The sequence below is a fragment of the Sorangiineae bacterium MSr11367 genome (genome assembly GCA_037157805.1).
Lineage (GTDB): Bacteria > Myxococcota_A > Polyangia > Polyangiales > Polyangiaceae > Pendulispora > Pendulispora rubella.
In genome coordinates this window covers 2,360,604-2,381,452 of the sequence record CP089983.1, presented here as the reverse complement: position 1 = coordinate 2,381,452, position 20,849 = coordinate 2,360,604, and the positions used below count along the sequence as shown (strand labels likewise).

The window sequence follows — 20,849 nt, the reverse complement described above, 5'->3', positions numbered from 1 at the left end:
TACGCATTATGAGCAGAGCCGCCCTGAACGCAACTAGGCTACTCACCACCGAGCCGAACCGCGTTTCACATCTTGACGTTCGGCACGAACGAGGGCTCCCATGCCCACGAACGAAAGGAGAGCCCGCGATGGCCAATGAAGACCTGAAAGTAGAGGACGTGAAAGTCGGCGAGGGTGCCGAGGCAACGTCCGGACAGAACGTCACGGTGCACTACGTCGGCACGCTGACCGACGGCAAGAAGTTCGATAGCTCGCGTGACCGAGGTCGCGGATTTTCGTTCGAACTGGGTGCCGGCAACGTGATCAAAGGATGGGATCAAGGCGTCGCGGGCATGAAGGTCGGCGGCGTGCGCAAGTTGACGATCCCGCCGGACCTCGCGTACGGAGCGCGGGGATTTCCCCCGGTGATCCCGCCCAACTCGACCCTCGTGTTCGAGGTCGAGCTGCTGCAGATCGGCTGACGCAGTCCAAGACGCACGAAACGCACAAAACGCACAAAACGCAAAAGCGGGGCACGCTCAGTAAACGGCGCGCTCCGCTTTCGCTTATTTTCGCGGGTTATCGATGAACGAGAATCAAGCTCCCAAGACGCGGACGTTCTCGGCGAGGAGACCCTTCGGTCCCTGCTTCACCTCGAACTCCACCGGCTGGCCCTCAGCCAGAGTGCGGAAGCCGGATGCCTGGATGGCGCTGTAGTGGCAGAAAACGTCGTCGCCGCCGTTGTCCTGCTTGATGAATCCGAAACCCTTCGCCTCGTTGAACCACTTCACAGTTCCAGTTGCCATCTGCTGTCTCTCTGTTCCAACTTCGCCCGGGCTTGAACTTCGACCATCGAACCCAACGTGCCCAACGAAATCGAGCCGATAGATAAGTTTTTTACGCGTGAAAGTCGAGTCAGATCAGAAGGAGACGGCTGGAAACACCCGACGTTCCGTGTCCCGGCGCCGCCCAAACCCGCCCCCGACCTGATGGATGTCGGCGGGGCCTCGGTTTGTAATCTGTCTTGACAGCGACAAAGGCCCTATAAATGCGGTACGATGGTCGGTTTTGTAACGCAGCTGGTAAGGTGAGGGCGCATCTTTCATGAGACTTGTCCGTATCGCTATCGTGAACGTCAACACGACGGTCGGTGCCGTGAAGAGCAACGTCGACCGCGCTTTGGAGTTCACCCACTCGGCCGCCGACGAAGGCGCCACCTTGATTGCGCTGCCGGAGCAACTGATCGGCGGCTACATGCAGGAAGATCTCGTGCAGTGGCGCGCGTTCGTCGATGCGCAGCGGCGCGAGCTGGATCGCTTTGCTTACGAGACGCGCAGCCTTGGCGCGGCTTCCGTGCTCGGCCTCACCGTCGCCCGCGGCAGTCACCTGTACAGCGTGGCGGCGCTCGTACATGGCGGAAAAGTGCACGGCCTGGTGCCCAAGGAGAAGCTGCCAACCTATGGCGTCTTCTACGAAAACCGCACCTTGGCGCGTGGCGCCCCGGGCCTATACGACGACTTGAACGGCGTGCCCTTCGGCGACCTCGTCTTCGACATGGACTTCGGCACCATCGGCCTCGAGGTGTGCGAAGACATTTGGTCGCCCGACGGGCCGATGCGCCGCCGCTGTTACGCCGGCGCGGAGATCATGGTGAACGTCTCGGCGTCGCCCTTCCGCCTGGGCGTCGAGGGTACGCGGCGCGAGATCATCAGCACGCGCTCGTCCGACAATCAGTGCACCGTCGTCTATGCCGCGCTGGTCGGCGCCAACGACGGCTTGATCTACGACGGCGGCGGCTACGTCGCGCAGAACGGGCGCATGCTCCACACGGCGCCGCGCTACCGCGAGGGCTTCACCTGCGTCACCGTCGACTTGAATCGGACGCGACGGCTTCGCGCAGAGAACACTACGTGGCGCATGGACCAAGAGACCTTCGAGGAGGCGAACACCGCACGCGTGCGCCACGTGAAGGTGGACGTGCCCACGCGCGGACGCGAGGCGCTTCGCTACCCGGGCCCGCCGCACAAGAGCTTCTTCCTGCCCGAGCCCTCCGAGCCGCGCGCCGCGCGCACCGACTTCTGCGAAGACCTGCTCGACGCCTTGGCGATCGGCATCGGCGACTACTTCCAGAAGACACGCGCGTTCAAGACCATCGGCGTCGCCCTCTCCGGCGGGCGCGATAGCTTGCTCTGTTTGATCCTCGCGCACCGTTACCTCGCGCGACGGTTCCGCGACGACCCGCAACCCGAGAAACGCGTCGGCGAGATCTTGCGCGCCTTCTTCATGCCCACGCGCTACTCGTCCGCCGAGACACGCGCCGCCGCCGAGGCCGCGGCGAAGGAGCTCGGCGTGCCGCTGGTCATCAGCAACATCGACGACGCCTTCGACCATGAGCTCGCGGCAGCGAAGGGCATGCTGCAACCAGGCGAATCGGTCACGCAGCTCACGAAGCAGAACATCCAGGCGCGCCTTCGCGCCGAGCGCATGTGGAGCTGGTCGAACAGCGCCGCCGGTCTCTTTCTGCAGACGAGCAACATGAGCGAGAAGGCCGTGGGGTACACCACCATCGGCGGCGACATGGAGGGCGCCCTTTCGGTCATCGCGAACGTGCCGAAGACGGTGGTGAACTACCTCCTCGACTACCTGCTCGAGACCACGGGCTCGGAGGCCATCCGCCTCACCTTGAAGAAGCCCGCGAGCGCCGAGCTCGCCGACGACATGGAGGACGAGCGCGATCTCATGCCGTTCCCCGTGCTCGATGCCTGCTTCGCCCTCTACGCCGGCGAAAAGATGAGCGTCGCCGAGGTGGTCATCGCCCTGCGATCCATCTTCCCCGACGACAACCCGACGCAGCTGGAAGCGTGGGCCACCAAGTTCGGCCGCCTGTTCACGCAGTCGATCTACAAGTGGGTGCAGACCCCGCTGAGCCTCCACGTCGGCAACCTGGATCTCGAGCGCGAACGCGCCCTGCAGCTACCGGTGGTCCAATCCACCGAGTGGACCTAGTCCCGCTGTAGCGGCCGCGAGCGCTAGCGCCACAACCATGGCGTTTTGCCTCGAAGAGGATTGAACAGGGAGATCGGGAGATCGGGAGTTTTTTTAGGATCGGACCCCAAAATCTCCCGATCTCCCGATCTCCCTGTCCATTCTTCTGGGGCTCGATCCTCGCATTGGGTCAGCCCATGGACCTTCAAGAGCATGCGTACGCCAACGGCAAGGCTGAGACCGAGTCCGACGAGGAAAGCAGTCTGCACAAGATCGTGAGCAAGCTCTCGCCGGAGAAGATTTCCGAGTTTGCGCGTGACCTTCCCGCGATCGTCGAACGCGAGGTGAAGGAGAATCCCTACCGCACGCTCGGCATCGCCGCTGGCGTCGGGTTCGGTGTCGGAGCCATCGTCGGCTCGAAGCTCCTTCGCACGATGCTCCTTGCCACGGGAGGTATCCTTGCGAGTGAGATGGCGCGCGGACGCATCAAGCGTCTGATCGACGAGCTCGTAGAAGCTGCGGACGAGGTGAATCATGAGTCCAACGGGGAAAAGAAACGCGAAGGCATCTGACGCGTCCGATCCGGTCATCTCGATCGATCCGCTAGGTCCATCGACGCCCGCCGATCGCGGTGAGGAAGATTCACTCGAGCGTCACACCACACCGGGATTGGGCCCGCTTCCCATCGCCACTGCGCCTTCGAAAACGGACGTGACCGACGGTACGGTCAGCCCTCCCCCATCGCGGCAAGACGACGATCCATCGCTCGATGACGAGGTCGAAGCGAGCATCGCTTCCGCTCCATCGACCGATGACGATCGCGAAGCTCTTCGCGGTTTGCCCTAGCCGAAGAACAAAAATTTCCCTACGGCTGACGAATGCGCCCTCACGACGCAGTGTCCCCGTCGTCGTCCCTCGCATCACGTTACCGTGACGTGCGTCGTACGACGTCCGCACTTGCCGCGCCCCTTGGACCGGAAGATTGCACAGTGCAATCGATGCCCGACGTGAGCCCGACCAAGTGGCACCTCGCGCACACGACGTGGTTCTTCGAGACGTTCGTCCTCGCCCGCGCGCTCCCCAACCGTGAGCCTTACGATGCGCGCTATGGGCTTCTCTTCAACTCGTACTACGAGGCCCTCGGCGAGCGAACGCCGCGCGCCCAGCGCGGTTTTCTAAGCCGCCCCACCTTGAAGGAAATCGTGGCCTACCGCGAGGCCATCGACGAAGAAATGCACGACGTGCTCACGCGCGGGGTCGACGCCGACGTGGCCACGGTCCTCGAGCTGGGGCTGAACCACGAGCAGCAGCACCAAGAGCTCATTCTCACGGACATTCAGCACGTGCTCGCGCAGAATCCGCTTCGTCCGCGCTACACGCCGGCGCCCCGTATCGTGCAGCCCGTGCAAACCAAGGGCGAGTGCCCGCCGCTCGCGTGGCATCACGAGCCCGAGGGCCTGCGCTCCATCGGTCACCACGGCCATTCTTTCTCCTTCGACAACGAAACGCCACGGCATCGCCTTTTCGTTCCGGCATTCTCCATCGCCTCGCGTCTGGTCACGTGCGGCGAATACCTCGACTTCATCGAGGACGGAGGCTACACGCGGCCGGAGCTCTGGCTCTCGGACGGCTGGGCCACACGGCACCGGGAAGGCTGGGAGGAACCACTTTACTGGGAGAAGCAAAAGGAAGACGGCACGTACCTGACGTTCTCGCTTCACGGCATGATGCCCATCGATCGCCACGCCCCCGTGGCCCACGTCAGCTTGTACGAGGCGTACGCGTACGCCTCATGGGCCGGTGCGCGTCTACCCACCGAGGCCGAATGGGAGATCACGTCCGAGCGCTGTAGCATCGGCTCGGGCCACTTCGTGGGGTCGGGGCTTCTCGTGCCGCGCCCGCTCGATGCCGGCGCGCAGGAAAAAGGTCCGCATCAGATGTTCGGCGATGTCTGGGAGTGGACCGGTAGCGCCTACGCACCCTATCCAGGTTTTCGGCCGCTCGCGGGAGCTCTTGGCGAATACAACGGCAAGTTCATGTGCAACCAAATGGTCCTGCGCGGAGGCTCGTGCTTCTCGCCCGCGGACCACCTGCGACGCACGTACCGCAATTTCTTTCCGCCCGGCGCGCGCTGGCAAATGACGGGCATCCGTCTTGCCCGGGATTTGACCTGACGCTCACCTGACTCCGACCTGATTCGATCCGAGTCCGACCCGAAAGCCTGACGAGAGGATTGCGCATGAAGACGACGAGCATCGGCCCGTTCACGCTCTACGACTACGCGCCGACGCGCGAAAGTTCGTTCCGCAACGAGGTTTTGCACGGCCTGTCGCTGAAGAAAAAGGCCATTCCGTGCAAGTTCTTCTACGACGAACGCGGCTCGCGCCTCTTCGACGAGATCTGCGAGCTCGACGAGTACTACCCCACGCGCACCGAGCTCGCGATCTTGCGGACCCACAACCGCGCGATCGCGCGCGAACTCGGATCGCGTCCGCTGCTCATCGAGCTCGGGAGCGGGAGCGGCAACAAGACGCGCCTGGTCCTCGATTACCTCGACGACCCTGCCGCCTACGTGCCCATCGACATCGCCCGCGAACATCTCATCTCGTCCGCGGCGCTCCTCCTCGACGCCTACGCCGACCGCGGGCTCGAGGTCTTGCCCGTATGTGCAGACTACACGCAAGACTTCGACATCCCGCGCGCCCGGCGCCCGACGCAAAACCTGGTGTTCTACTTCCCGGGCTCCACCATCGGAAACCTCTCGCCGGAGGAGGCCACCCGCTTTCTCGCGCACCTTCGCTCGCTGGCGCGAGGCCCGTGCGGCTTGCTCGTCGGCGCAGACCTCAAAAAGGACCGCTCCGTCCTGGAGCTCGCGTACAACGACGGCGCGGGCGTCACGGCGGCGTTCAACCTCAACGTGCTCGCGCGCATCAACCGCGAGCTCGACGCGGATTTCGTCCTGGACCGATTCCGCCACCGTGCATTCTACAACGAGCGCGAAGGCCGCATCGAAATGCACCTGGTGAGCACCTGCAGCCAAATCGTGCGCGTCGGCGACGTGACGATTCCGTTCATCGAGGGTGAATCCATCCTGACCGAGCACTCGTACAAGTTCAGCGCCGACGATATGACGCACATCGCCACGCGCAGCGGCTTCCGCGTCGACCGCGTCTGGACCGACGAAAAGAGCCTATTCAGCGTGCAGCTTCTCCGTTCGACGTAGCGGGGCTCCCCGCATGGCGGGCGGCTCCGTCGTCGAAGAATGATGAGCAGATGACCGATTCGTGACAGAGCCGCACGTATGGTGCCGGCATGACGTTACAAGCTGCCGGCATCGAGAGCCCGGCTCCTGTCACCGAAGCTGGCCAAGCCATCGCAGCCGCCAACGACGATCCTTCGCTTAGCCGCATTGGCTGGATCACGAGCATCCCGTTCTTTGCCGTCCACGTGGCCGCCGTCGTGGGCGTGTGGGCACTGGGATGGTCGTGGAAGGGCTTTTTGCTCGCCGTCGGCTTCTACTACCTGCGCATGTTCGGCATCACCGCCGGCAACCATCGCTACTTCGCGCACCGCACGTACAAGACGGGCCGCGTCTTTCAGTTCGTGCTGGCCTTCATCGGCACCCTGAGCGTGCAAAAGGGCGTGCTCTGGTGGGCAGCGCACCACCGCCTGCATCATAAATTTTCGGACAAGCCGGGCGACATCCACTCGCGCAAGATCAACGGCTTTCTCTGGTCGCACGTGGGCTGGATCCTCGCCCGCAAGTACGACGAGACCGAGTGGGACCAAATCCGCGACTTTCGCGCGTACCCCGAGCTGGTCTGGTTGAATCGCTGGCACCTCGTGCCGATCATCGCCTTTGCGATCACGCTGCAGCTCACCCTGGGCTGGTGGGGCCTCGTTTGGGGCTTCATGGTGTCCACCTCGCTGCTCTGGCACGGCACCTTCACGATCAACTCGCTGGCGCACTGGATCGGCCGCCGCCGCTACACGACGACCGACGACAGCCGCAACAGCCTGATCCTGGCCCTCATCACCTTGGGCGAAGGCTGGCACAACAACCACCACTACTACCCGAAGGCGGTCAACCAGGGCTTCTTCTGGTGGGAAATCGACGTCACCTACTACGTGCTGCGCATCCTCTCGGTATTCGGCATCGTCTGGGATCTCCACACCCCGCCGGCCAAGATCCGCGACCGCGCGCCGATCGCGTCGCGGGCGGCTAGGGTTTAGGGTTTAGGGTTTAGGGTCAGAGAGAGAGAGAGGCGCGAGGCGGGTGGGGTCAGAGAGAGAGAGGGAGGGAAGTTGGGAGCTCTTTCTTCTCTCTCTCCCCTAAACCCTAACCCCTAAACCCTAAACCCTCTCTCCCATGCTACATTTCCCTCGATGGTCATCATCCGTCGGGCGCTCGAAGAGGACCTTGCGGGCATAGCCGCACTCGCCGCGAGGCTCGTTCGGTACCACCACGATCTCGACCCTTTGCGTTTCATGAATGTGCCGGACGCCGCCGAAGGCTACCGGCAATTTCTACGTGGGGAGATGCGCTCGGGGGACACGGTCATCCTGGCCGCGCTGCGTGAGACCGAAAGCGGGATTCGCGTCGTCGGCTACACCTACGCGCGCATCGAACCGCGCAATTGGAACGACCTGCTCGATCGCTGTGGCCGCCTCCACGATGTCTTCGTGGCCGAAGAAGAGCGGCGCCAGGGCATCGCCCGCAAGCTCGTCATCGAGACGATCCGCCACCTCGAGGAGCTTGGCGCCCCCCGCATCGTGCTGCACACCGCCATGTACAATGGCGAGGGCCAGGAGCTGTTCACGTCCCTCGGCTTCCGCACCACCATGCTGGAAATGACGCGCGAGACGCAGCAACGTGCGCCGCGCCGCAGCACGTATCCGCCGCCGGAGTCGTAACACTTCTTAACCCGGGCGCGCGGATCCGGTTAACGAACCGGCCCGACCATCTCCCTCACGCCACACGCGAAAAGCGACACATGAAGGGAGATCGCGATGATTGGTTTCGTCATTGGCACACTATGTCTCGTCGGCCTCGTAAAGGTCCTCCGTCGAGGACGCTTCTATGCGGGTCCCTATTACGCATTCGGCGGCGGTTGCGGCGGCCATCACGAGCCGTACGGCGGCTATGGGGGTGGCGGTGGCTACCGCGATCCTTGGCGCCGCGACTCCTGGCAGTTTGGCCAATTCGACGATGAGCCGCGCTGGCCGCGCCGCGGCGGTGGTGGTCCGCGCTTCTTCTTGCGCGGCCTCTTCGAGCGCCTCCAGACCACGCCCGGCCAGGAAAAGGTGATCATGCAGGCCATCGACGAGCTGCGAACCGCCGGCCGAGGCATCCGCGAGGAGATGCGCGGCGCCCGCTCGGAGATCGCCACCGCCATGCGCGGGGAGAGCTTCGACGAGGTCGCGCTCGGCGGCGCCACCGCGCGCGTCGAACACGGCATCGACACCATGCGAAAGGCGGGCATCGACGCGTTTGCCAAGATCCACGGCGCCCTCGACGAGCGTCAGCGCGCGCAATTGGCCGATTGGCTCGAGCGCGGCCCCGGCTTCGGCCCGTTCTGACCGAGCCCCACCCGAAAGGACTCACAGGCCATGCACCCCGTCAACCGAAGAATCCTCATTGCCGTCCTCGCCCTGGGCACCGTCGGCGGATACAGCCTCGGCTTCGCCAGCCTTCGCTGCCACAACCACGCCCGGCGGGCCGCCTTCGAGCAGCACATCGCCCAAGTCTGCGTCGACGCCGCTCGGCACGCGAATTGATGCCGCTTCTGTCGTAATCTGTACGAACCGCCCATGCCGACCCGCGTCCTACTCATCGATGACGACGTCCGCCTGTACGAGCTGCTCGCGAGCTACCTGGAGCAAAATGGCTTCACGGTGACCGCCGTTTCGGACGGTCCCCAAGGGCTCGCGGCGCTCGGCAACGGCACCTTCGACGCCGTACTCTTGGACGTGATGATGCCCGGCATGGACGGCCTCGAGGTCCTGCGCCGCATCCGCGAAAAGAACCGCATCCCGGTGCTCATGCTCACCGCCAAGGGCGACGAGACCGATCGCGTCGTCGGCCTCGAGATCGGCGCCGACGACTACGTCCCCAAGCCATTCAGCCCGCGCGAACTGCTCGCCCGCCTGCGCGCCGTCTTGCGGCGCGCCGCACCGGATGCCATCGACCAGCGCATTCGGGTCGGTGACATCGCCATCGAGGTCGGCTGCCGGCAGGTCTCCTTCTCGGGCAAACCCGTCGACCTTACCGGGGTCGAGTTCGACATTTTGCTCGCCCTTGCGCGCAGACCCGGCCGCGTCGTCGCCCGCGAAGCGTTGCTCGCCGAGGCGGGCCGCGGCGACGTGACCGTGGGCGACCGCACCGTGGACGTGCACATCTCGCATTTGCGGCAAAAACTCGGGGACGATCCCAAGTCGCCGCGCCTCATCAAAACGGTGCGCGGCGTCGGCTACGTTCTCGCGAGGGACCTCGTGTGAGGCGGCGAAGGCGCCCCCCGAGCCGCGAGGCCATCCAGCGCTGGCATCGGCACTGGCACAAGTTCGATCCGCGGTACTTCGGCCTGCGGCATCCGTTTCATCGCGTCAAGTTCCAGTTCTTGCTGCAGCGCCGCATCTTCCTCTGGTTCGGGCTCACCATCCTGGCCAGCGGCCTGTTCGTCGGCGTCTCGACCCGCTTTTTCACCAGCGGCCAGGGTTGGTCGGCGGACGTCGACCACGCACGCACCTTCCTCGCGCGCCGCTACGCCGAGGTGTGGAACGATGCCGACCAGCGCTCCCGCCTGGCGCGCGCCACCGCGCACGATCTGAACATGAACCTGGTGGTGCGCGACGCCTCGGGCCACGTGCTGCAGTCCATCGGGGCGCAATGCAAGAAGTCCTTCGACGTCCCCATCGTCAGCGACGAGGGTGAAGCACTGGGCAAGGTCACCCTTTGCGTGGAGCACCATGCCTTCGGCAAGTCGGTCCTCATTCCGTTGTGCGTCGGGCTTCTCGTGGTGTGGGCCGCGTCCGGCCTCATCGCGCGCCGCGTCGCGCGGCCGATTTACCAAGTCGCGCTGGTGGCCGACGACATCGGGCGCGGGCACTTCTCGAGCCGCACCCGCCTGCCGATGCACGACCGCGGCGAGATGGGGCTACTCGCGGAGGTGCTCAACGACATGACTGAGCGCATCGAGAAGCAACTCGCCGATCAGCGCGCCTTGCTCGCCACCGTGTCGCACGAAATCCGGACACCGCTCGCGCGCATGCGCCTGCTCATCGAGCTGGGTCGCAGCGCCGTCGAACAAACCGCGGAAGGAGACGGGAAGCCCTGCCCCGCGCTCGACGAGCTCGATCGCGAGGTCGTGGCCATCGATGCCTTGGTCAGCGACCTCCTTGCGGGCTCCCGCATCGACTTTGCCGCGACCAAACCCGTCACGATGGACGCCACCGAAGTGGCCAAAGAGGCCATCGAACGCACGGGCGTGGCACCGGAGAAACTCGCCGTCGATGTGCCGCACCTCGAATTCCGCGGTGACCCAACTTTGGTGGCGCGGGCGGTCCACAACCTCCTCGAGAACGCGGAGCGTCACGCCGGAGGCGTCGCGATGTTTCACGTACATCGCGACGGAAACTTCGTCGCCTTCGATGTCGAAGACGATGGACCTGGCTTCACACCAGGGGAGGCATCGCAAGCGTTCGAACCCTTTTACAAAAACCCTAGAAATCAGGCGGCAAGCGCGCGTTCTTCCGGCCTCGGCCTCGCGCTGGTGAAGCGCATTGCGGAGGCACATGGCGGTCGCGCTTTCGCAGAGAATCGCGCCCAGGGCGGCGCGCGCGTGGGGGTCCGTTTCAAATTGGTAGGTCGGTAAGCTCCAAATCGTTCGCCTAAAGTGGCGAGTGGAGTACCGCGCTCGCAACTCCTTCGCTAAGGTGTCCAGTATCGCCAAGATGGAAAACATTGTTTCGCCCGATTGCAACGATCCCGCCTCCGAACAACAACCGCCGCCTCTCGCCGAAGACGCTATTCGCGGACGCGTGCTGGTGGTCGACGACGAACCTGCGGTGCGCCGTGGCATCTGCCGCGCGCTGCGACTCGACGGGTATGTCGTCACCGAAGCGCGCAGTGGCGACGAAGCATGGGACATCCTGACCAACGGCCGACTTTTGCCGGACGTCATGGTTCTCGATCTCATCCTCCCCAACGAAACGGGCCTTCAATTCCTCGCCCGTCTTCCCCAACCGTTGCCGCTCGCCGTGATTCTCGTTTCCGGCCAAGGAAGGATTCCTCACGCCGTTGAAGCGCTTCGTCTCGGTGCGAGCGACTTCCTCGAGAAGCCCGTCGGCATCGACGAGCTTCGCCCCGCCGTCGAACGAGCGGTCGCCCTTCGTCGCTCCCAAAAGGAGCTTTCCTGGCAGGAAACGGTGACCAGCGCCGTCGCTCCGGCCCTCCCCGCCCCCAGCGGCGCGCGTTTGCGCAAAGGCTCCTACCAGTCGCTCATCGACGACTCGGAGCGCCATGTGCTTCGCTCGACGCTCGACCTCTGCCAAGGCAACGTGGCCGCCGCGGCCCGCATGCTTCACCTCGACCGGGGCAACTTGTTCCGTCGCTTGAAGCGCCTCGGCATGCGCTGAGCAGTTTTGCCGTCTTTTGAGAGAACAGGAAGACGGGAAGACGGGAAGTTTTGAGGGATGGAGATGATGGGAGACCCATCAAAATCCTTCCCGCCTTCCCGTCTTCCTGTGAATTCTCTCTCTTCTTCTTAGAGCCCCTGGTGGATCGTGTGCTCCGCGCGCTGCGCGAGGATGCGCACGGCCATGTTGAACGAGGCGAAACGCTCGTCCTTGGTGAGGCCTTGCTTGTACCTCCAGTAGATCTGCTGGAGCACCCCCGTGTTCTTGAACAACGCGAACACGAGGAAGAAGCGCAGATCGCGCACCTTGCGGCCGCTCTTTTCGAAGTAGCGCTCGGCGACTTCACGCCGCGTGAGCGCACCCGGTAGAGAGGTGGGGCCGAAGGCCAGGAACTTCAGCTCGTCGGGATCGCCCTCCTCGACCCAGTAGCTGAGCGTCGTGCCCAGGTCCATGAGCGGATCGCCCAGGGTGGACATCTCCCAATCGAGCACGCCGCGCACGCGGACGATGTCGTCGGGATCGAGCACCACGTTGTCGAACTTGTAGTCGTTGTGGATCACCGCCGCGCGGACGCTTCCTGAATCGTCGGCCTCGGCCTCGTCCGTGCGCGCCGCCAGCCATTCGGCCACGCGGTCCATCTCCGGAACCTCGTCGGTCTGCGCGTCACGGTAGCGTTTGGTCCAGCCGGAGACCTGGCGTTCGATGTACTTTGCAGGTTTCCCCAAGTCGGCCAGCCCCGCGGTCTCGTAGTCCACGGCGTGCAACGCAACCTGCGCATCGACCAGCGACTCGCAGAGCTTTCGCATCAATGGCGCATCCACCCCGAGTTCGCTCGGCATGCTGCGGCGCAAGATGACGCCGCGCACCCGCTCCATCACGTAGAACGGCGCGCCCAGGATCTCCGGATCCTCCGTGTAGGCCACGGGCCGCGGCGCCGGCGCGTACACGCCCGACAGCTTCGACAGAATGCGAAACTCACGCCCCATGTCGTGCGCGCTCTTCACGCGGTTGCCGAACGGAGGCCGCCGCAGCACCAGCTCGCGATCCGGTGTGCGCACCAGGTACGTCAGGTTCGAGTGCCCGCCGGGGAACTGCAGAATCTCGATGGGCCCCCCGATGTTCGCCTCGCGCTGGAGAAAGCTCCCCAGCTTCACGGCATCGAGCTCCTCACCCGCGCGAACCGGCTTTGCCCCGTCGACATTTACCGCGCTCATGACGACACCTCCAACCCGAAGCCCTTGAGAATCCGCTTGGCGACCACCACTTTGTGCACTTCGTCCGCTCCGTCGTAGATGCGCGCTGCGCGTTCGTGCCGATAGAAAAACGCCAGCACGGTGTCGTCGGTCATGCCGAGTGCACCGTGCACTTGAATCGCGTGATCGATGACCCGCTGGAGCACCCCCGCGACGAAGAACTTGATCAGCGAGATGTCCTCCCGCGCGGCGTACGCCCCGTCGCGCTCCATCGTCCAGGCCGCGTTGAGGACCATGAGCCGCGCGGCCTGAATCTCCGCACGGCTCTCCGCGATCCACGCTTGGACGATCTGCTTGGTCCCCAGCGGCTTGCCCGGCGCCACCATGCGCGAGGCCGCGCGACGGCACATCAACGCGAACGAGCGCTCGCAGATGCCGATCCAGCGCATACAGTGGTGGATGCGACCTGGTCCGAGCCGCTCCTGCGCGATGCCGAAGCCCGCGCCCTCGATGCCGAGCAGGTTCGTCTGCGGCACGCGGCAACCTTCGAGGGCGACCTCGGCGTGGCTCGCGTAGCCGTCACCGGATTCGCCCATGACCGAGATGTTGCGCACCAAGCGAAACCCCGGCGTGTTCGTGGGCACGATGATCTGGCTGGCGCGCGCATGCGGCGCGGCCTCTGGATTGGTCACCGCCATGACGATGGCGAACGTCGCCCCGTCGGCCGACGACGTGAACCACTTGTGCCCGTGGATGACGTAGTCGCTGCCGTCCTTCACCGCCGTCGTACCGAGCCACGTCGGGTTCGACCCCGCGTGCTCCGGCTCCGTCATGGCAAAACAGCTTCGAATGTCGCCCCGCACCAGCGGCTCGAGGTACGTCTTCTTCTGCGCGTCCGAGCCGAAGGCCTGGAGGATTTCCATGTTGCCGGCATCGGGCGCCTGGCAGTTGAACGCATAGTGCCCGAGCGGCGAGCGCCCGAGCTCCTCGCTCACGCGCGCATGCTCGGTCAACGGGAGCCCCATGCCACCGAGCGACTTCGGGATCTGCGGCCCCCAGAGTCCCTTCTCTTTGACCTTCTGGCGGACCTTCGCCAGCGCAGGCTCGAGGGCAATGAAGCTCTTCTCGCTTGCGAGTCGCTGCTCCAACGGGACCAAGTCCGCATCGACGATGGCGCGCATCGCCTCGAGGTGCGACTGCAATTCAGCGGATACCGGAAACATGGAGCGAGCGTACCTCAGAACGCGCGCGTCTCATCCTCGGCTTCTTCCAGGATTTGCGCCATGAAGTGCACCAGAGCCCACCGGTCGGACACACTTGGCTCGCCCTGGAGCTCGACGTGTTGCACCGCCGGGCTGATCAACGCATTCTTCAAATAGCCGGCCGGAACCTCCGTCGCGAGCCACGATGTCTCGCTCGGTGGAATGACCGAATCGCCCGCGCCATGCAGAAGAAAAATCGGGACGCGCACCCCAGCGAGGTGGCCCCGCGGAGAGACCTCGCGCATGGCCGCCTGTTGTCCGTCGATCACGCGCAAAATATCGGGCGCGAGCTCCGAGCCTGTTTTTCGCTCGAAGATGACGCCCAATTTCTTCCGAGACGCTTCCGTGAGCTTCGCCGCGCGGGTGCGGGCCTCGCCCTCCTCGCCCCAGAGCCAATGTTTGAGCGCATCGCGCGCCCCCGGTGCATCCTCCGCGGAGAAGAACTCCTCGGCGTGATCGCAGAGCAGCACCGCGGTGCCGTAGTCGTGCGCCTTCATGTGCACCGGGTGCCCATCCGGCGCAGGGATCTCGTTCGTGGCGAAGAAGCGCGCGACCCTCGCGAGGTCGTCGTGCGCGCCGACGGCCACCACGAAGGCGATGGCCGGTGCATAGCGCGCATCCGCCGCGGCAAGCAGCGCAAGGCCGCCGGCAAAGCTCATCCCCATGATGCCCACCCGCGCCTTGTGCCGCTGCTGGGCGAGGGCCTTGGCCGCCTCGCCGATGGTGCCGATGCTGGCCGGCTCGATGCGGTACTCCGTGAGGGCCTTGATCTCCGGCGTGTAGACGGCGACGCCCGAGGACGCAATGGAGCGCGCGAAGCGCTGAAGCCGCGGCTCGTCGACCCCCAAGCGATGCACACCGGGCACGATGATCACCGCGGGCGGGTCCCCCACCCCGCGTGGCACGTACAAGCGCGCACGCGTGGGGCCCATCGTCGTCTCCAGCGAGGAGCCCTCTTCGTCCACGTCGTAAGCAGAGGCGCGCGCAAGCCAAGGCGCCGTCGCCGGATCCGCCGCCGCGAACCGCAGAAGGAGCCCCGTGGCACGAAGGTGCGCCCCCACCGGACGCACGAGAAGAAAGCCGATGACGAGAACGCCAACGAGCGCGAGCAGGCGACGGCGCGGCGCCAAGGCCACCAGAGGATTCGCCATTTCTACCTGCTACGTGTTATGAGCCATTTGGGTGGCAGTTCTCTGTTATCGACTTTCGGCCGAGCAAGTAGGTAGAGAGGACATCGTTGAACCTGAAACCGTGGATGAGCTTCTGGCTCAAGTCAAATCCAATCCAGGTTCGACCGTTCTTCTAGGCGCCGGCATTGCAGACGCGGCTCAGCTCGCGGAACGCATCCGGACCATCGACCCGCACGCCAACGTCTTCCTCGAGAGCGAGGTCGCGACCAAGCTGCAGGAGCTGTCGCTTCTGCAGCGCATGCAGACGAACCTGCTCTCGATGGTGGCGCACGACATTCGCGCGCCGCTCGGGGTCATCGTGGGCGCCATCAACGAGCTTTCGCACCACGACGTGGGCGAGTTGAACGACGAGCAGAAGTTCTTGCTCGGCCTGGTGCGCCGCAGCGTGGAACGCCTCACACGCCTCGCGTCCAACCTCGTTTTCTTGGGCCGCATGGAATCGGGCCGCGTCGAGCTCAAAAAGCGACGCGCGGACGTTCGTACCCTCGTGCGCAACGTGGCGGACGACATCCGCCGCATCGACGCCGGCACGAACATCGAGATCGCGGTCGACCTGCCCGAGGAACCCGCGGAGGCCCTGGTGGACGCCGACCGCTTCACGCAGGTCGTGACGAACCTGCTTTCCAACGCGGTTCGTTTCGCCAAAAAGGTGATTCGTGTTCGGCTGCAGCAGGTGGACGCGGACGTCGAGCTTTGCGTCGAAGACGACGGCCCCGGCATCCCCGATGGGCAGCTGGCCAAGATCTTCGAACGCTTCTCGCGCTTGGACGCACCCAAGAGCGGCACGGGCCTCGGTCTCGCCATCGTCCGCGGCGTCATCGATGCCCACGGGGGCTCCGTTCACGCCGAGAACCTGCAAGACGCGAGCGCCAACGCCACGCGCGGTGCGCGCTTCACCGTCCGCATCCCCCGCGACCGCAGCTAGCTAAAACGAGTCAGCGCTGCGGCCGAAGGTTAGGTCGCCTTGATCGCGCCGTTCCGGCCTTCGTGCTCGCCCACCCGCGGTGAGTTGTGCTTCACTTCGCGGGAGACGAAATCGTCGACCTGGTGCTTCGCATGGCGGGCGCCCTCGACGATCTCCTGCTTCGCGTGGCGCATGCCGTTGTTGATCTCGTTCTTCACGGTGCGCACGCCCTCACCGAGCTTCTTGCGCACGTCCGCGGGCGGCACCGGGCTCGCGAGCAACCCCGCGCCTGCACCGACCAGGATGCCCGCCCCGAAGATGCCGACAATGGTGGCGACGCGCTCGAACGTGCTCCTGCGTCGCTCGAGTCCGAGTCGCTCCAACAATGTGTCCGCATCCAGACGCGGCAGAGACGGCATGGACTTCTTCAAATTGGCATACTTCATGGGACGGGCTCCTTTCTTAGGATCGGAGCGCGTGCTTCTGACGAAGCGCACGCACACGATCGTGGGATCGGCTGATGGCCGAATATTGTCGTTCGACGAGCGCTTTCACATCACCACCGAGATCCAGGGTGAGGGCCCGCGCATAGCGCTTTCGCGCATTCTGCTCGGCGCGCTCGACTTCGCGGAGAACTGCGTAGTCTTCTCGAACGGCCACGGCGGACTTCACGTCCATCCACGCTTGAAGCAACACGCCTTCCAGCGTGCCGTGGTTCTGTGGATTCCCCCCCATGCGTAAGACAGCGGCTTGCAGCTCGCGTGCAAAGTGCGTTCGCTCCTGCGCGTGCTGCGCGAACAAGACTTTGTAGTCCGGGTCGAGCGCATCACCGGCCGCGAGCGAGAACATGCGCGCCCCATCCAATGCGACTTCGATGAGGCCGTTCAAAACCAACACGAGCGTCGGCGTATCGACGACGTCGATGCGCTCGTCGACCTCCGGTCCCGAAGGGCGCGGTACCGTGGGTGCCGGTACGGCGGCCGTGGCGACGTCGTTCTTCGTTTGATCGCTGCTGACACTTGGATTCATGACGGGACCCCACTTCCAAAACGGCCCTGACCAAACCCCCAACGCGAATCCCCCCGAACGTTACCTGGTGACTATCTGGTGTTTGTTGCAGCGGATGTGCCACCCGCTCCGTGCGCGATGCGAACGACGAGGTCGCGAAGCACCGCAAAGTCGAACGGCTTGTGCACCATCGCGGCCGCGCCCAAATCGCGCGCGAGGATGTCCATGTTGTCGTCGCCAACGGCGCTGACGAGCACGATGGGCACGCTCGAATCGAGGTCGCGCAGCCTTTCGATGACGCCGAATCCGGACACCCGAGGCATCATGAGGTCGGTCACGATGACATCGGGTGGATGCTGCCCATCGTACATATCGAGCAACTCTTCGCCGTTTTGGGCCTCGAGCACCTCGAAGCCGGCGCGTCGGATCACGCTGGCGAGCAGCCGACGATGGTCGGCGTCGTCATCGGCAATGATCGCGCGCTTTGGCGGACCAATCCGTTTGTCGCCCCCCTCGTTGTTCGCGACCTGTCGACGCCGCGCTGCAATCCTTGCTGCTGGAGCGACCATGGCGCTCGGCCATTGCAGCCCTTATGCCGACAAAACGGGGGGCAAATCAATTCGCCTAAGCGAACTTGGCGTGGCGATTCGCCCCATCCGTTCCAAAACGTCCCTCGACTGGGTCTTTTTCGAAGCTTCGACGCCTGCGCGTTACTCCCGAGCTTCCTTCTTGTTCTCGGCCACGCCGCAGCGTTCGAGCTTTCGGTAGAGCGTTCGCCGGTCGAAGCCCAAGACTTGCGCGGCCATGGTCTTGTTCCCGCCCACGGCCTCGAGCACGCGCAAGATGTAGCGCCGTTCGACCTCGTCCATCGGAAGCAGCTCCGACGGATCTTCGGTCTCCACGATGACCCGCGACGATTTGAAGTCGCGAATCTTCTCCGGCAGGTCGTCGACACCGATCTGATCGTAACGGGCGAGGGCCACCGCACGCTCGACGCAGTTTTGCAGCTCGCGCACGTTGCCGGGCCACGGATAGCTCAGAAGCTTGTCCGCCGCGCCACTGGACATGCCCTTCACCTTGGAGCGCCCCGCGGCCGAGTACCGCTCGATGAAGTGCTGTGCGAGCAAGAGCACGTCGCTCCCGCGCGAGCGCAGCGGCGGCACGTTGATGCGCACGACGTTGATGCGGTAGAAAAGGTCCTCGCGAAAGCGCTTTTCCTCGACCTCGGTCTCGAGGTCGCGGTTGGTCGCCGCCACGATGCGCGCATCGAAGGGAACCTCGGCGTCACCGCCGACGGGCCGCACCGTGCGCTCTTGCAATGCGCGCAAGAGCTTGGCCTGCATGCCCATGGGCATCTCGCCGATCTCGTCGAGGAACAAGGTGCCACCCTGCGCCTTGACGAAGAGGCCCGGGCGGGCCTGGCGCGCGTCCGTGAAGGCGCCACGGGTGTGGCCAAAAAGCTCGCTCTCGAGCAAGGTCTCGGGCATCGCGGCGCAGTTGATGGCCACGAAGGGACCGCGATTGCGGGGGCTGCGCTTGTGGAGCGCCCGCGCGACCAGCTCTTTGCCGGTACCGCTTTCACCGGTGATGAGCACGGTCGTATCGCTGTCGGCGACGCGATCGAGAAGGTCGTACGCCTTCTCCATCGCCGAGCTCTGGCCAATGATGTCGTCGAACTTGCTCGAGTCGTCGACGGCGCGCTTCAGACGTTTGACCTCTTCACGAAGGGCGCGATGGCGGAGGGCGCGCTCCAAGGTGAGCGCGATGTCGTCCATCTCGAAGGGCTTCGTGACGAAGTCGTACGCGCCGGCCCGGATGGCCGCGACCGCGGTCTCCATGCTGCCGAAGGCGGTCATGACGACGACCGGGATATCTTCGCGGTTTTCGGCGATCTGGCGGCACAGGTCCACGCCGCTCATGCCTTGCATGTTCAGATCGGTCACGACCACGTCGAAGTCCTGATCGGCGAGCGCGCGCAGGCCCTCGTCCGGGGACGTGCGCCAGGCGACCTCGAAGTCGCGCCGTCTGAGCGCGCTATCGAGGATCTCGCACATGCTGCGATCGTCGTCGATGATGAGAATACGCCCCTGCACCGGATCGCTCCGGACCGGAAGAGACGTTGGCGGCGTTCCGTTCGGGATGATTTGTGTCATGGCTTACCCGTTCGATGCTGGGCACGCTGTTGCGTTTCTGTATTGGGGAGGATTGCCTCCGCACAGTTTGCCATTCCCGAAATGTATCGCAAACTTAGAGTGTGTCAGCCGCAATCTCCGCCTACGGAAGAGCGAGGCATTTTGGCAGCTTACACACCACCGGCAAAATAGCGCGGCCGCGAACTACCCGGCGTAAGCGTCCTCGCCGTGTTGCGTAGAGTCAAGTCCTTCGCGCTCATCGGCAGCCGACGCACGGATGCCCATGGCGCGGTCGATCAGCTTGAGCAACACCCAGGTGACCGCGGCGGCGTAGAGGCCCGAGGCTGCGCAGGCCACGATCTGGATGAGGAAGGGCTTCACGCCACCGAAGAGCAAACCATCGGCGCCGTCGGCGTTGTAAGCGGTCTGGGCGAAGACGCCGGTCAGCACGGCGCCCGTGAAACCGCCGACGCCATGGACGCCGAACGCATCGAGGGAGTCGTCGTAGCCATACTTGTACTTTGCAAGCACACCGGCATAGCAGGCGAGGCCGGCGAGAACGCCGATGACGATGGCCGCCCATGGCGCCACGAAGCCCGCGGCGGGCGTGATGGCGACGAGCCCGGCCACGAGACCCGAGGCCACACCGAGGGCGGTCGGCTTTCCGCGGTGCCACCACTCGATGAAGAGCCAGCCCAGCGCCCCGCCGGCCGCGCCGAGGTGCGTGACGAGGAAGGCCAGCGCCGCGAGGGGCGTCGACTTGAGCGCGCTGCCGGCGTTGAAGCCGAACCACCCGAACCAGAGGAGGCCAGCCCCGGTCAGGGTCATGGTGAGGTTGTGCGGCAGCGGGCGCTCCTGCGGATATTTCAAGCGCGGCCCGAGCACGAGAGCGCAGACCAGCGCGGAGGCGCCCGCCGTGAGGTGCACGACGGTGCCGCCGGCGAAGTCGAGCGCGTGCAGCTCGAAGAGCCACCCTCCCGTCGCCCACACCCAATGCGCGACCGGCACGTAGACGAGCGCGGACCACAGGACGATGAAGACCATGTACGCCGAGAACTTCATGCGCTCGGCGACGGCGCCAGAAATGAGGGCCGGCGTGATCGCGGCGAACATCATTTGAAACGCGATGAAGGCGTAGTTCGGAACGGTGTCGTGCAGGGTTCCGACGATGCCGCGAAGGCCGATGTAGTCGAACCCACCGATGATGCCTCCATGGGTCGGTCCGAACGCGAACGAGTACCCGAAGAGCACCCAGGTGATGCTGAGCACCGGCAGCGCCGCGAGCGAGTGCATCAACGTGGAGAGCACATTCTTGCGCCGCACCATCCCGCCATAGAACAGCGCGAGCGCAGGGATCATCAGCAGAACCAGCGCTGAGCTCACAAGCAGCCACGCCGTGTCGCCCGCACTCATCGCGTCCGCGGTCATGCTCTCAGCATGTAGAGGCGCGGTTGTTTCGGAGAGGTTTCGGGCGCGTTTTTCGGGGATTTTGACGGCCGGAGGTACGGCGGCAGCAAGGTTCGCCGCGGCGGGGTTCGCCGCGGCGTCTTCGTGCACGTGCA

General features: G+C 64.7%; 23 protein-coding genes. 14 read left to right on the top strand and 9 right to left on the bottom strand.

The annotated features are described in order from the left end of the window. Positions 1 to 128: 128 nt before the first annotated feature. Positions 129 to 461: an FKBP-type peptidyl-prolyl cis-trans isomerase gene (locus LVJ94_09425; protein ID WXB07453.1), complete on the top strand. Its 333-nt coding sequence runs from the start codon at positions 129 to 131 to the stop codon at positions 459 to 461. A gap of 114 nt (positions 462 to 575) precedes the next feature. On the opposite strand, the gene LVJ94_09420 is transcribed toward LVJ94_09425, so the two are convergent. Further along, entirely contained in the window at positions 576 to 785 is a 210-nt protein-coding gene (locus LVJ94_09420; GenBank protein WXB07452.1) for a cold-shock protein, read from the bottom strand. Between the two features lie 298 nt (positions 786 to 1,083). On the opposite strand from LVJ94_09420, the gene nadE reads away from it, so the two are divergent. From nadE to LVJ94_09360, 12 genes are all read left to right on the top strand, one after another. Then, entirely contained in the window at positions 1,084 to 2,985 is a 1,902-nt protein-coding gene (nadE, locus tag LVJ94_09415; GenBank protein WXB07451.1) for an NAD(+) synthase, read from the top strand. A gap of 176 nt (positions 2,986 to 3,161) precedes the next feature. Continuing rightward, positions 3,162 to 3,536, top strand: a complete 375-nt coding sequence (locus LVJ94_09410) for a DUF883 C-terminal domain-containing protein (protein WXB07450.1) — start codon at positions 3,162 to 3,164, stop codon at positions 3,534 to 3,536. Beyond that, positions 3,499 to 3,810: a hypothetical protein gene (locus tag LVJ94_09405; GenBank protein WXB07449.1), complete on the top strand. Its 312-nt coding sequence runs from the start codon at positions 3,499 to 3,501 to the stop codon at positions 3,808 to 3,810. Before LVJ94_09410 ends, LVJ94_09405 begins: the two co-directional genes overlap by 38 nt. A 32-nt stretch (positions 3,811 to 3,842) precedes the next feature. After that, the gene (egtB, locus tag LVJ94_09400) at positions 3,843 to 5,138 is read left to right on the top strand and encodes an ergothioneine biosynthesis protein EgtB (protein WXB07448.1); all 1,296 of its coding nucleotides are present in this window, start codon (positions 3,843 to 3,845) and stop codon (positions 5,136 to 5,138) included. A 65-nt stretch (positions 5,139 to 5,203) separates the two neighbouring features. Continuing rightward, positions 5,204 to 6,187, top strand: a complete 984-nt coding sequence (egtD, locus tag LVJ94_09395; GenBank protein ID WXB07447.1) for an L-histidine N(alpha)-methyltransferase — start codon at positions 5,204 to 5,206, stop codon at positions 6,185 to 6,187. A gap of 89 nt (positions 6,188 to 6,276) precedes the next feature. Then, positions 6,277 to 7,197 (top strand): acyl-CoA desaturase, encoded by a 921-nt coding sequence (locus LVJ94_09390; protein WXB07446.1) that lies wholly within the window; start codon positions 6,277 to 6,279, stop codon positions 7,195 to 7,197. A gap of 153 nt (positions 7,198 to 7,350) precedes the next feature. Next, positions 7,351 to 7,878, top strand: a complete 528-nt coding sequence (locus tag LVJ94_09385; GenBank protein WXB07445.1) for a GNAT family N-acetyltransferase — start codon at positions 7,351 to 7,353, stop codon at positions 7,876 to 7,878. A 96-nt stretch (positions 7,879 to 7,974) separates the two neighbouring features. Next, positions 7,975 to 8,544 carry a periplasmic heavy metal sensor gene (locus tag LVJ94_09380; protein ID WXB07444.1) on the top strand — a complete coding sequence of 190 codons (570 nt, stop codon included), beginning with the start codon at positions 7,975 to 7,977 and terminating at the stop codon, positions 8,542 to 8,544. 30 nt (positions 8,545 to 8,574) lie between these two features. Then, complete coding sequence (locus LVJ94_09375; protein WXB07443.1) at positions 8,575 to 8,742, top strand: hypothetical protein; 168 nt, start codon at positions 8,575 to 8,577, stop codon at positions 8,740 to 8,742. A gap of 33 nt (positions 8,743 to 8,775) precedes the next feature. Continuing rightward, entirely contained in the window at positions 8,776 to 9,462 is a 687-nt protein-coding gene (locus tag LVJ94_09370) for a response regulator transcription factor (GenBank protein WXB07442.1), read from the top strand. Continuing rightward, on the top strand, positions 9,459 to 10,835 hold the full coding sequence (locus tag LVJ94_09365; GenBank protein ID WXB07441.1) for a HAMP domain-containing histidine kinase: 1,377 nt from the start codon (positions 9,459 to 9,461) through the stop codon (positions 10,833 to 10,835). Before LVJ94_09370 ends, LVJ94_09365 begins: the two co-directional genes overlap by 4 nt. Before the next feature lie 79 nt (positions 10,836 to 10,914). After that, entirely contained in the window at positions 10,915 to 11,598 is a 684-nt protein-coding gene (locus LVJ94_09360) for a response regulator (GenBank protein WXB07440.1), read from the top strand. A gap of 128 nt (positions 11,599 to 11,726) precedes the next feature. Here LVJ94_09360 and LVJ94_09355 read toward each other — a convergent pair whose 3' ends face one another. The 3 genes from LVJ94_09355 to LVJ94_09345 are packed head-to-tail and all read right to left on the bottom strand — an operon-like array spanning position 11,727 to position 15,204. Beyond that, positions 11,727 to 12,812, bottom strand: a complete 1,086-nt coding sequence (locus LVJ94_09355; protein ID WXB07439.1) for a phosphotransferase family protein — start codon at positions 12,810 to 12,812, stop codon at positions 11,727 to 11,729. Then, complete coding sequence (locus tag LVJ94_09350) at positions 12,809 to 14,014, bottom strand: acyl-CoA dehydrogenase family protein (GenBank protein ID WXB07438.1); 1,206 nt, start codon at positions 14,012 to 14,014, stop codon at positions 12,809 to 12,811. Before LVJ94_09350 ends, LVJ94_09355 begins: the two co-directional genes overlap by 4 nt. A gap of 14 nt (positions 14,015 to 14,028) precedes the next feature. Beyond that, the gene (locus tag LVJ94_09345; protein ID WXB07437.1) at positions 14,029 to 15,204 is read right to left on the bottom strand and encodes a hypothetical protein; all 1,176 of its coding nucleotides are present in this window, start codon (positions 15,202 to 15,204) and stop codon (positions 14,029 to 14,031) included. Positions 15,205 to 15,304: 100 nt separating this feature from the next. On the opposite strand from LVJ94_09345, the gene LVJ94_09340 reads away from it, so the two are divergent. After that, positions 15,305 to 16,168, top strand: coding sequence for an ATP-binding protein (locus tag LVJ94_09340; GenBank protein WXB07436.1), 864 nt, complete (start codon positions 15,305 to 15,307; stop codon positions 16,166 to 16,168). A gap of 29 nt (positions 16,169 to 16,197) precedes the next feature. Here LVJ94_09340 and LVJ94_09335 read toward each other — a convergent pair whose 3' ends face one another. The 5 genes from LVJ94_09335 to LVJ94_09315 all read right to left on the bottom strand — a co-directional run bounded on the left by LVJ94_09335 (position 16,198) and on the right by LVJ94_09315 (position 20,715). Then, positions 16,198 to 16,593, bottom strand: a complete 396-nt coding sequence (locus tag LVJ94_09335; protein WXB07435.1) for a YtxH domain-containing protein — start codon at positions 16,591 to 16,593, stop codon at positions 16,198 to 16,200. A 16-nt stretch (positions 16,594 to 16,609) separates the two neighbouring features. Continuing rightward, on the bottom strand, positions 16,610 to 17,176 hold the full coding sequence (locus LVJ94_09330; GenBank protein WXB07434.1) for a PA2169 family four-helix-bundle protein: 567 nt from the start codon (positions 17,174 to 17,176) through the stop codon (positions 16,610 to 16,612). 71 nt (positions 17,177 to 17,247) lie between these two features. After that, complete coding sequence (locus tag LVJ94_09325; GenBank protein WXB07433.1) at positions 17,248 to 17,724, bottom strand: response regulator; 477 nt, start codon at positions 17,722 to 17,724, stop codon at positions 17,248 to 17,250. 141 nt (positions 17,725 to 17,865) lie between these two features. Then, on the bottom strand, positions 17,866 to 19,248 hold the full coding sequence (locus LVJ94_09320) for a sigma-54 dependent transcriptional regulator (GenBank protein ID WXB10695.1): 1,383 nt from the start codon (positions 19,246 to 19,248) through the stop codon (positions 17,866 to 17,868). Between the two features lie 243 nt (positions 19,249 to 19,491). Next, a complete protein-coding gene (locus LVJ94_09315) occupies positions 19,492 to 20,715 on the bottom strand; it encodes an ammonium transporter (protein WXB07432.1) in 1,224 nt (407 codons plus the stop codon). Positions 20,716 to 20,849 lie beyond the last annotated feature (134 nt).

What these genes read in the sequence shown, in the direction of transcription:
- LVJ94_09425 (WXB07453.1), top strand. Translation starts at nt 129, where the DNA reads ATGGCCAATGAAGACCTGAAAGTAGAGGACGTGAAAGTCGGCGAGGGT.
- LVJ94_09420 (WXB07452.1), bottom strand. Translation starts at nt 785, where the DNA reads ATGGCAACTGGAACTGTGAAGTGGTTCAACGAGGCGAAGGGTTTCGGA.
- nadE (WXB07451.1), top strand. Translation starts at nt 1,084, where the DNA reads ATGAGACTTGTCCGTATCGCTATCGTGAACGTCAACACGACGGTCGGT.
- LVJ94_09410 (WXB07450.1), top strand. Translation starts at nt 3,162, where the DNA reads ATGGACCTTCAAGAGCATGCGTACGCCAACGGCAAGGCTGAGACCGAG.
- LVJ94_09405 (WXB07449.1), top strand. Translation starts at nt 3,499, where the DNA reads ATGAGTCCAACGGGGAAAAGAAACGCGAAGGCATCTGACGCGTCCGAT.
- egtB (WXB07448.1), top strand. Translation starts at nt 3,843, where the DNA reads ATGCGCCCTCACGACGCAGTGTCCCCGTCGTCGTCCCTCGCATCACGT.
- egtD (WXB07447.1), top strand. Translation starts at nt 5,204, where the DNA reads ATGAAGACGACGAGCATCGGCCCGTTCACGCTCTACGACTACGCGCCG.
- LVJ94_09390 (WXB07446.1), top strand. Translation starts at nt 6,277, where the DNA reads ATGACGTTACAAGCTGCCGGCATCGAGAGCCCGGCTCCTGTCACCGAA.
- LVJ94_09385 (WXB07445.1), top strand. Translation starts at nt 7,351, where the DNA reads ATGGTCATCATCCGTCGGGCGCTCGAAGAGGACCTTGCGGGCATAGCC.
- LVJ94_09380 (WXB07444.1), top strand. Translation starts at nt 7,975, where the DNA reads ATGATTGGTTTCGTCATTGGCACACTATGTCTCGTCGGCCTCGTAAAG.
- LVJ94_09375 (WXB07443.1), top strand. Translation starts at nt 8,575, where the DNA reads ATGCACCCCGTCAACCGAAGAATCCTCATTGCCGTCCTCGCCCTGGGC.
- LVJ94_09370 (WXB07442.1), top strand. Translation starts at nt 8,776, where the DNA reads ATGCCGACCCGCGTCCTACTCATCGATGACGACGTCCGCCTGTACGAG.
- LVJ94_09360 (WXB07440.1), top strand. Translation starts at nt 10,915, where the DNA reads ATGGAAAACATTGTTTCGCCCGATTGCAACGATCCCGCCTCCGAACAA.
- LVJ94_09355 (WXB07439.1), bottom strand. Translation starts at nt 12,812, where the DNA reads ATGAGCGCGGTAAATGTCGACGGGGCAAAGCCGGTTCGCGCGGGTGAG.
- LVJ94_09350 (WXB07438.1), bottom strand. Translation starts at nt 14,014, where the DNA reads ATGTTTCCGGTATCCGCTGAATTGCAGTCGCACCTCGAGGCGATGCGC.
- LVJ94_09345 (WXB07437.1), bottom strand. Translation starts at nt 15,204, where the DNA reads ATGGCGAATCCTCTGGTGGCCTTGGCGCCGCGCCGTCGCCTGCTCGCG.
- LVJ94_09335 (WXB07435.1), bottom strand. Translation starts at nt 16,593, where the DNA reads ATGAAGTATGCCAATTTGAAGAAGTCCATGCCGTCTCTGCCGCGTCTG.
- LVJ94_09330 (WXB07434.1), bottom strand. Translation starts at nt 17,176, where the DNA reads ATGAATCCAAGTGTCAGCAGCGATCAAACGAAGAACGACGTCGCCACG.
- LVJ94_09325 (WXB07433.1), bottom strand. Translation starts at nt 17,724, where the DNA reads ATGGTCGCTCCAGCAGCAAGGATTGCAGCGCGGCGTCGACAGGTCGCG.
- LVJ94_09315 (WXB07432.1), bottom strand. Translation starts at nt 20,715, where the DNA reads ATGACCGCGGACGCGATGAGTGCGGGCGACACGGCGTGGCTGCTTGTG.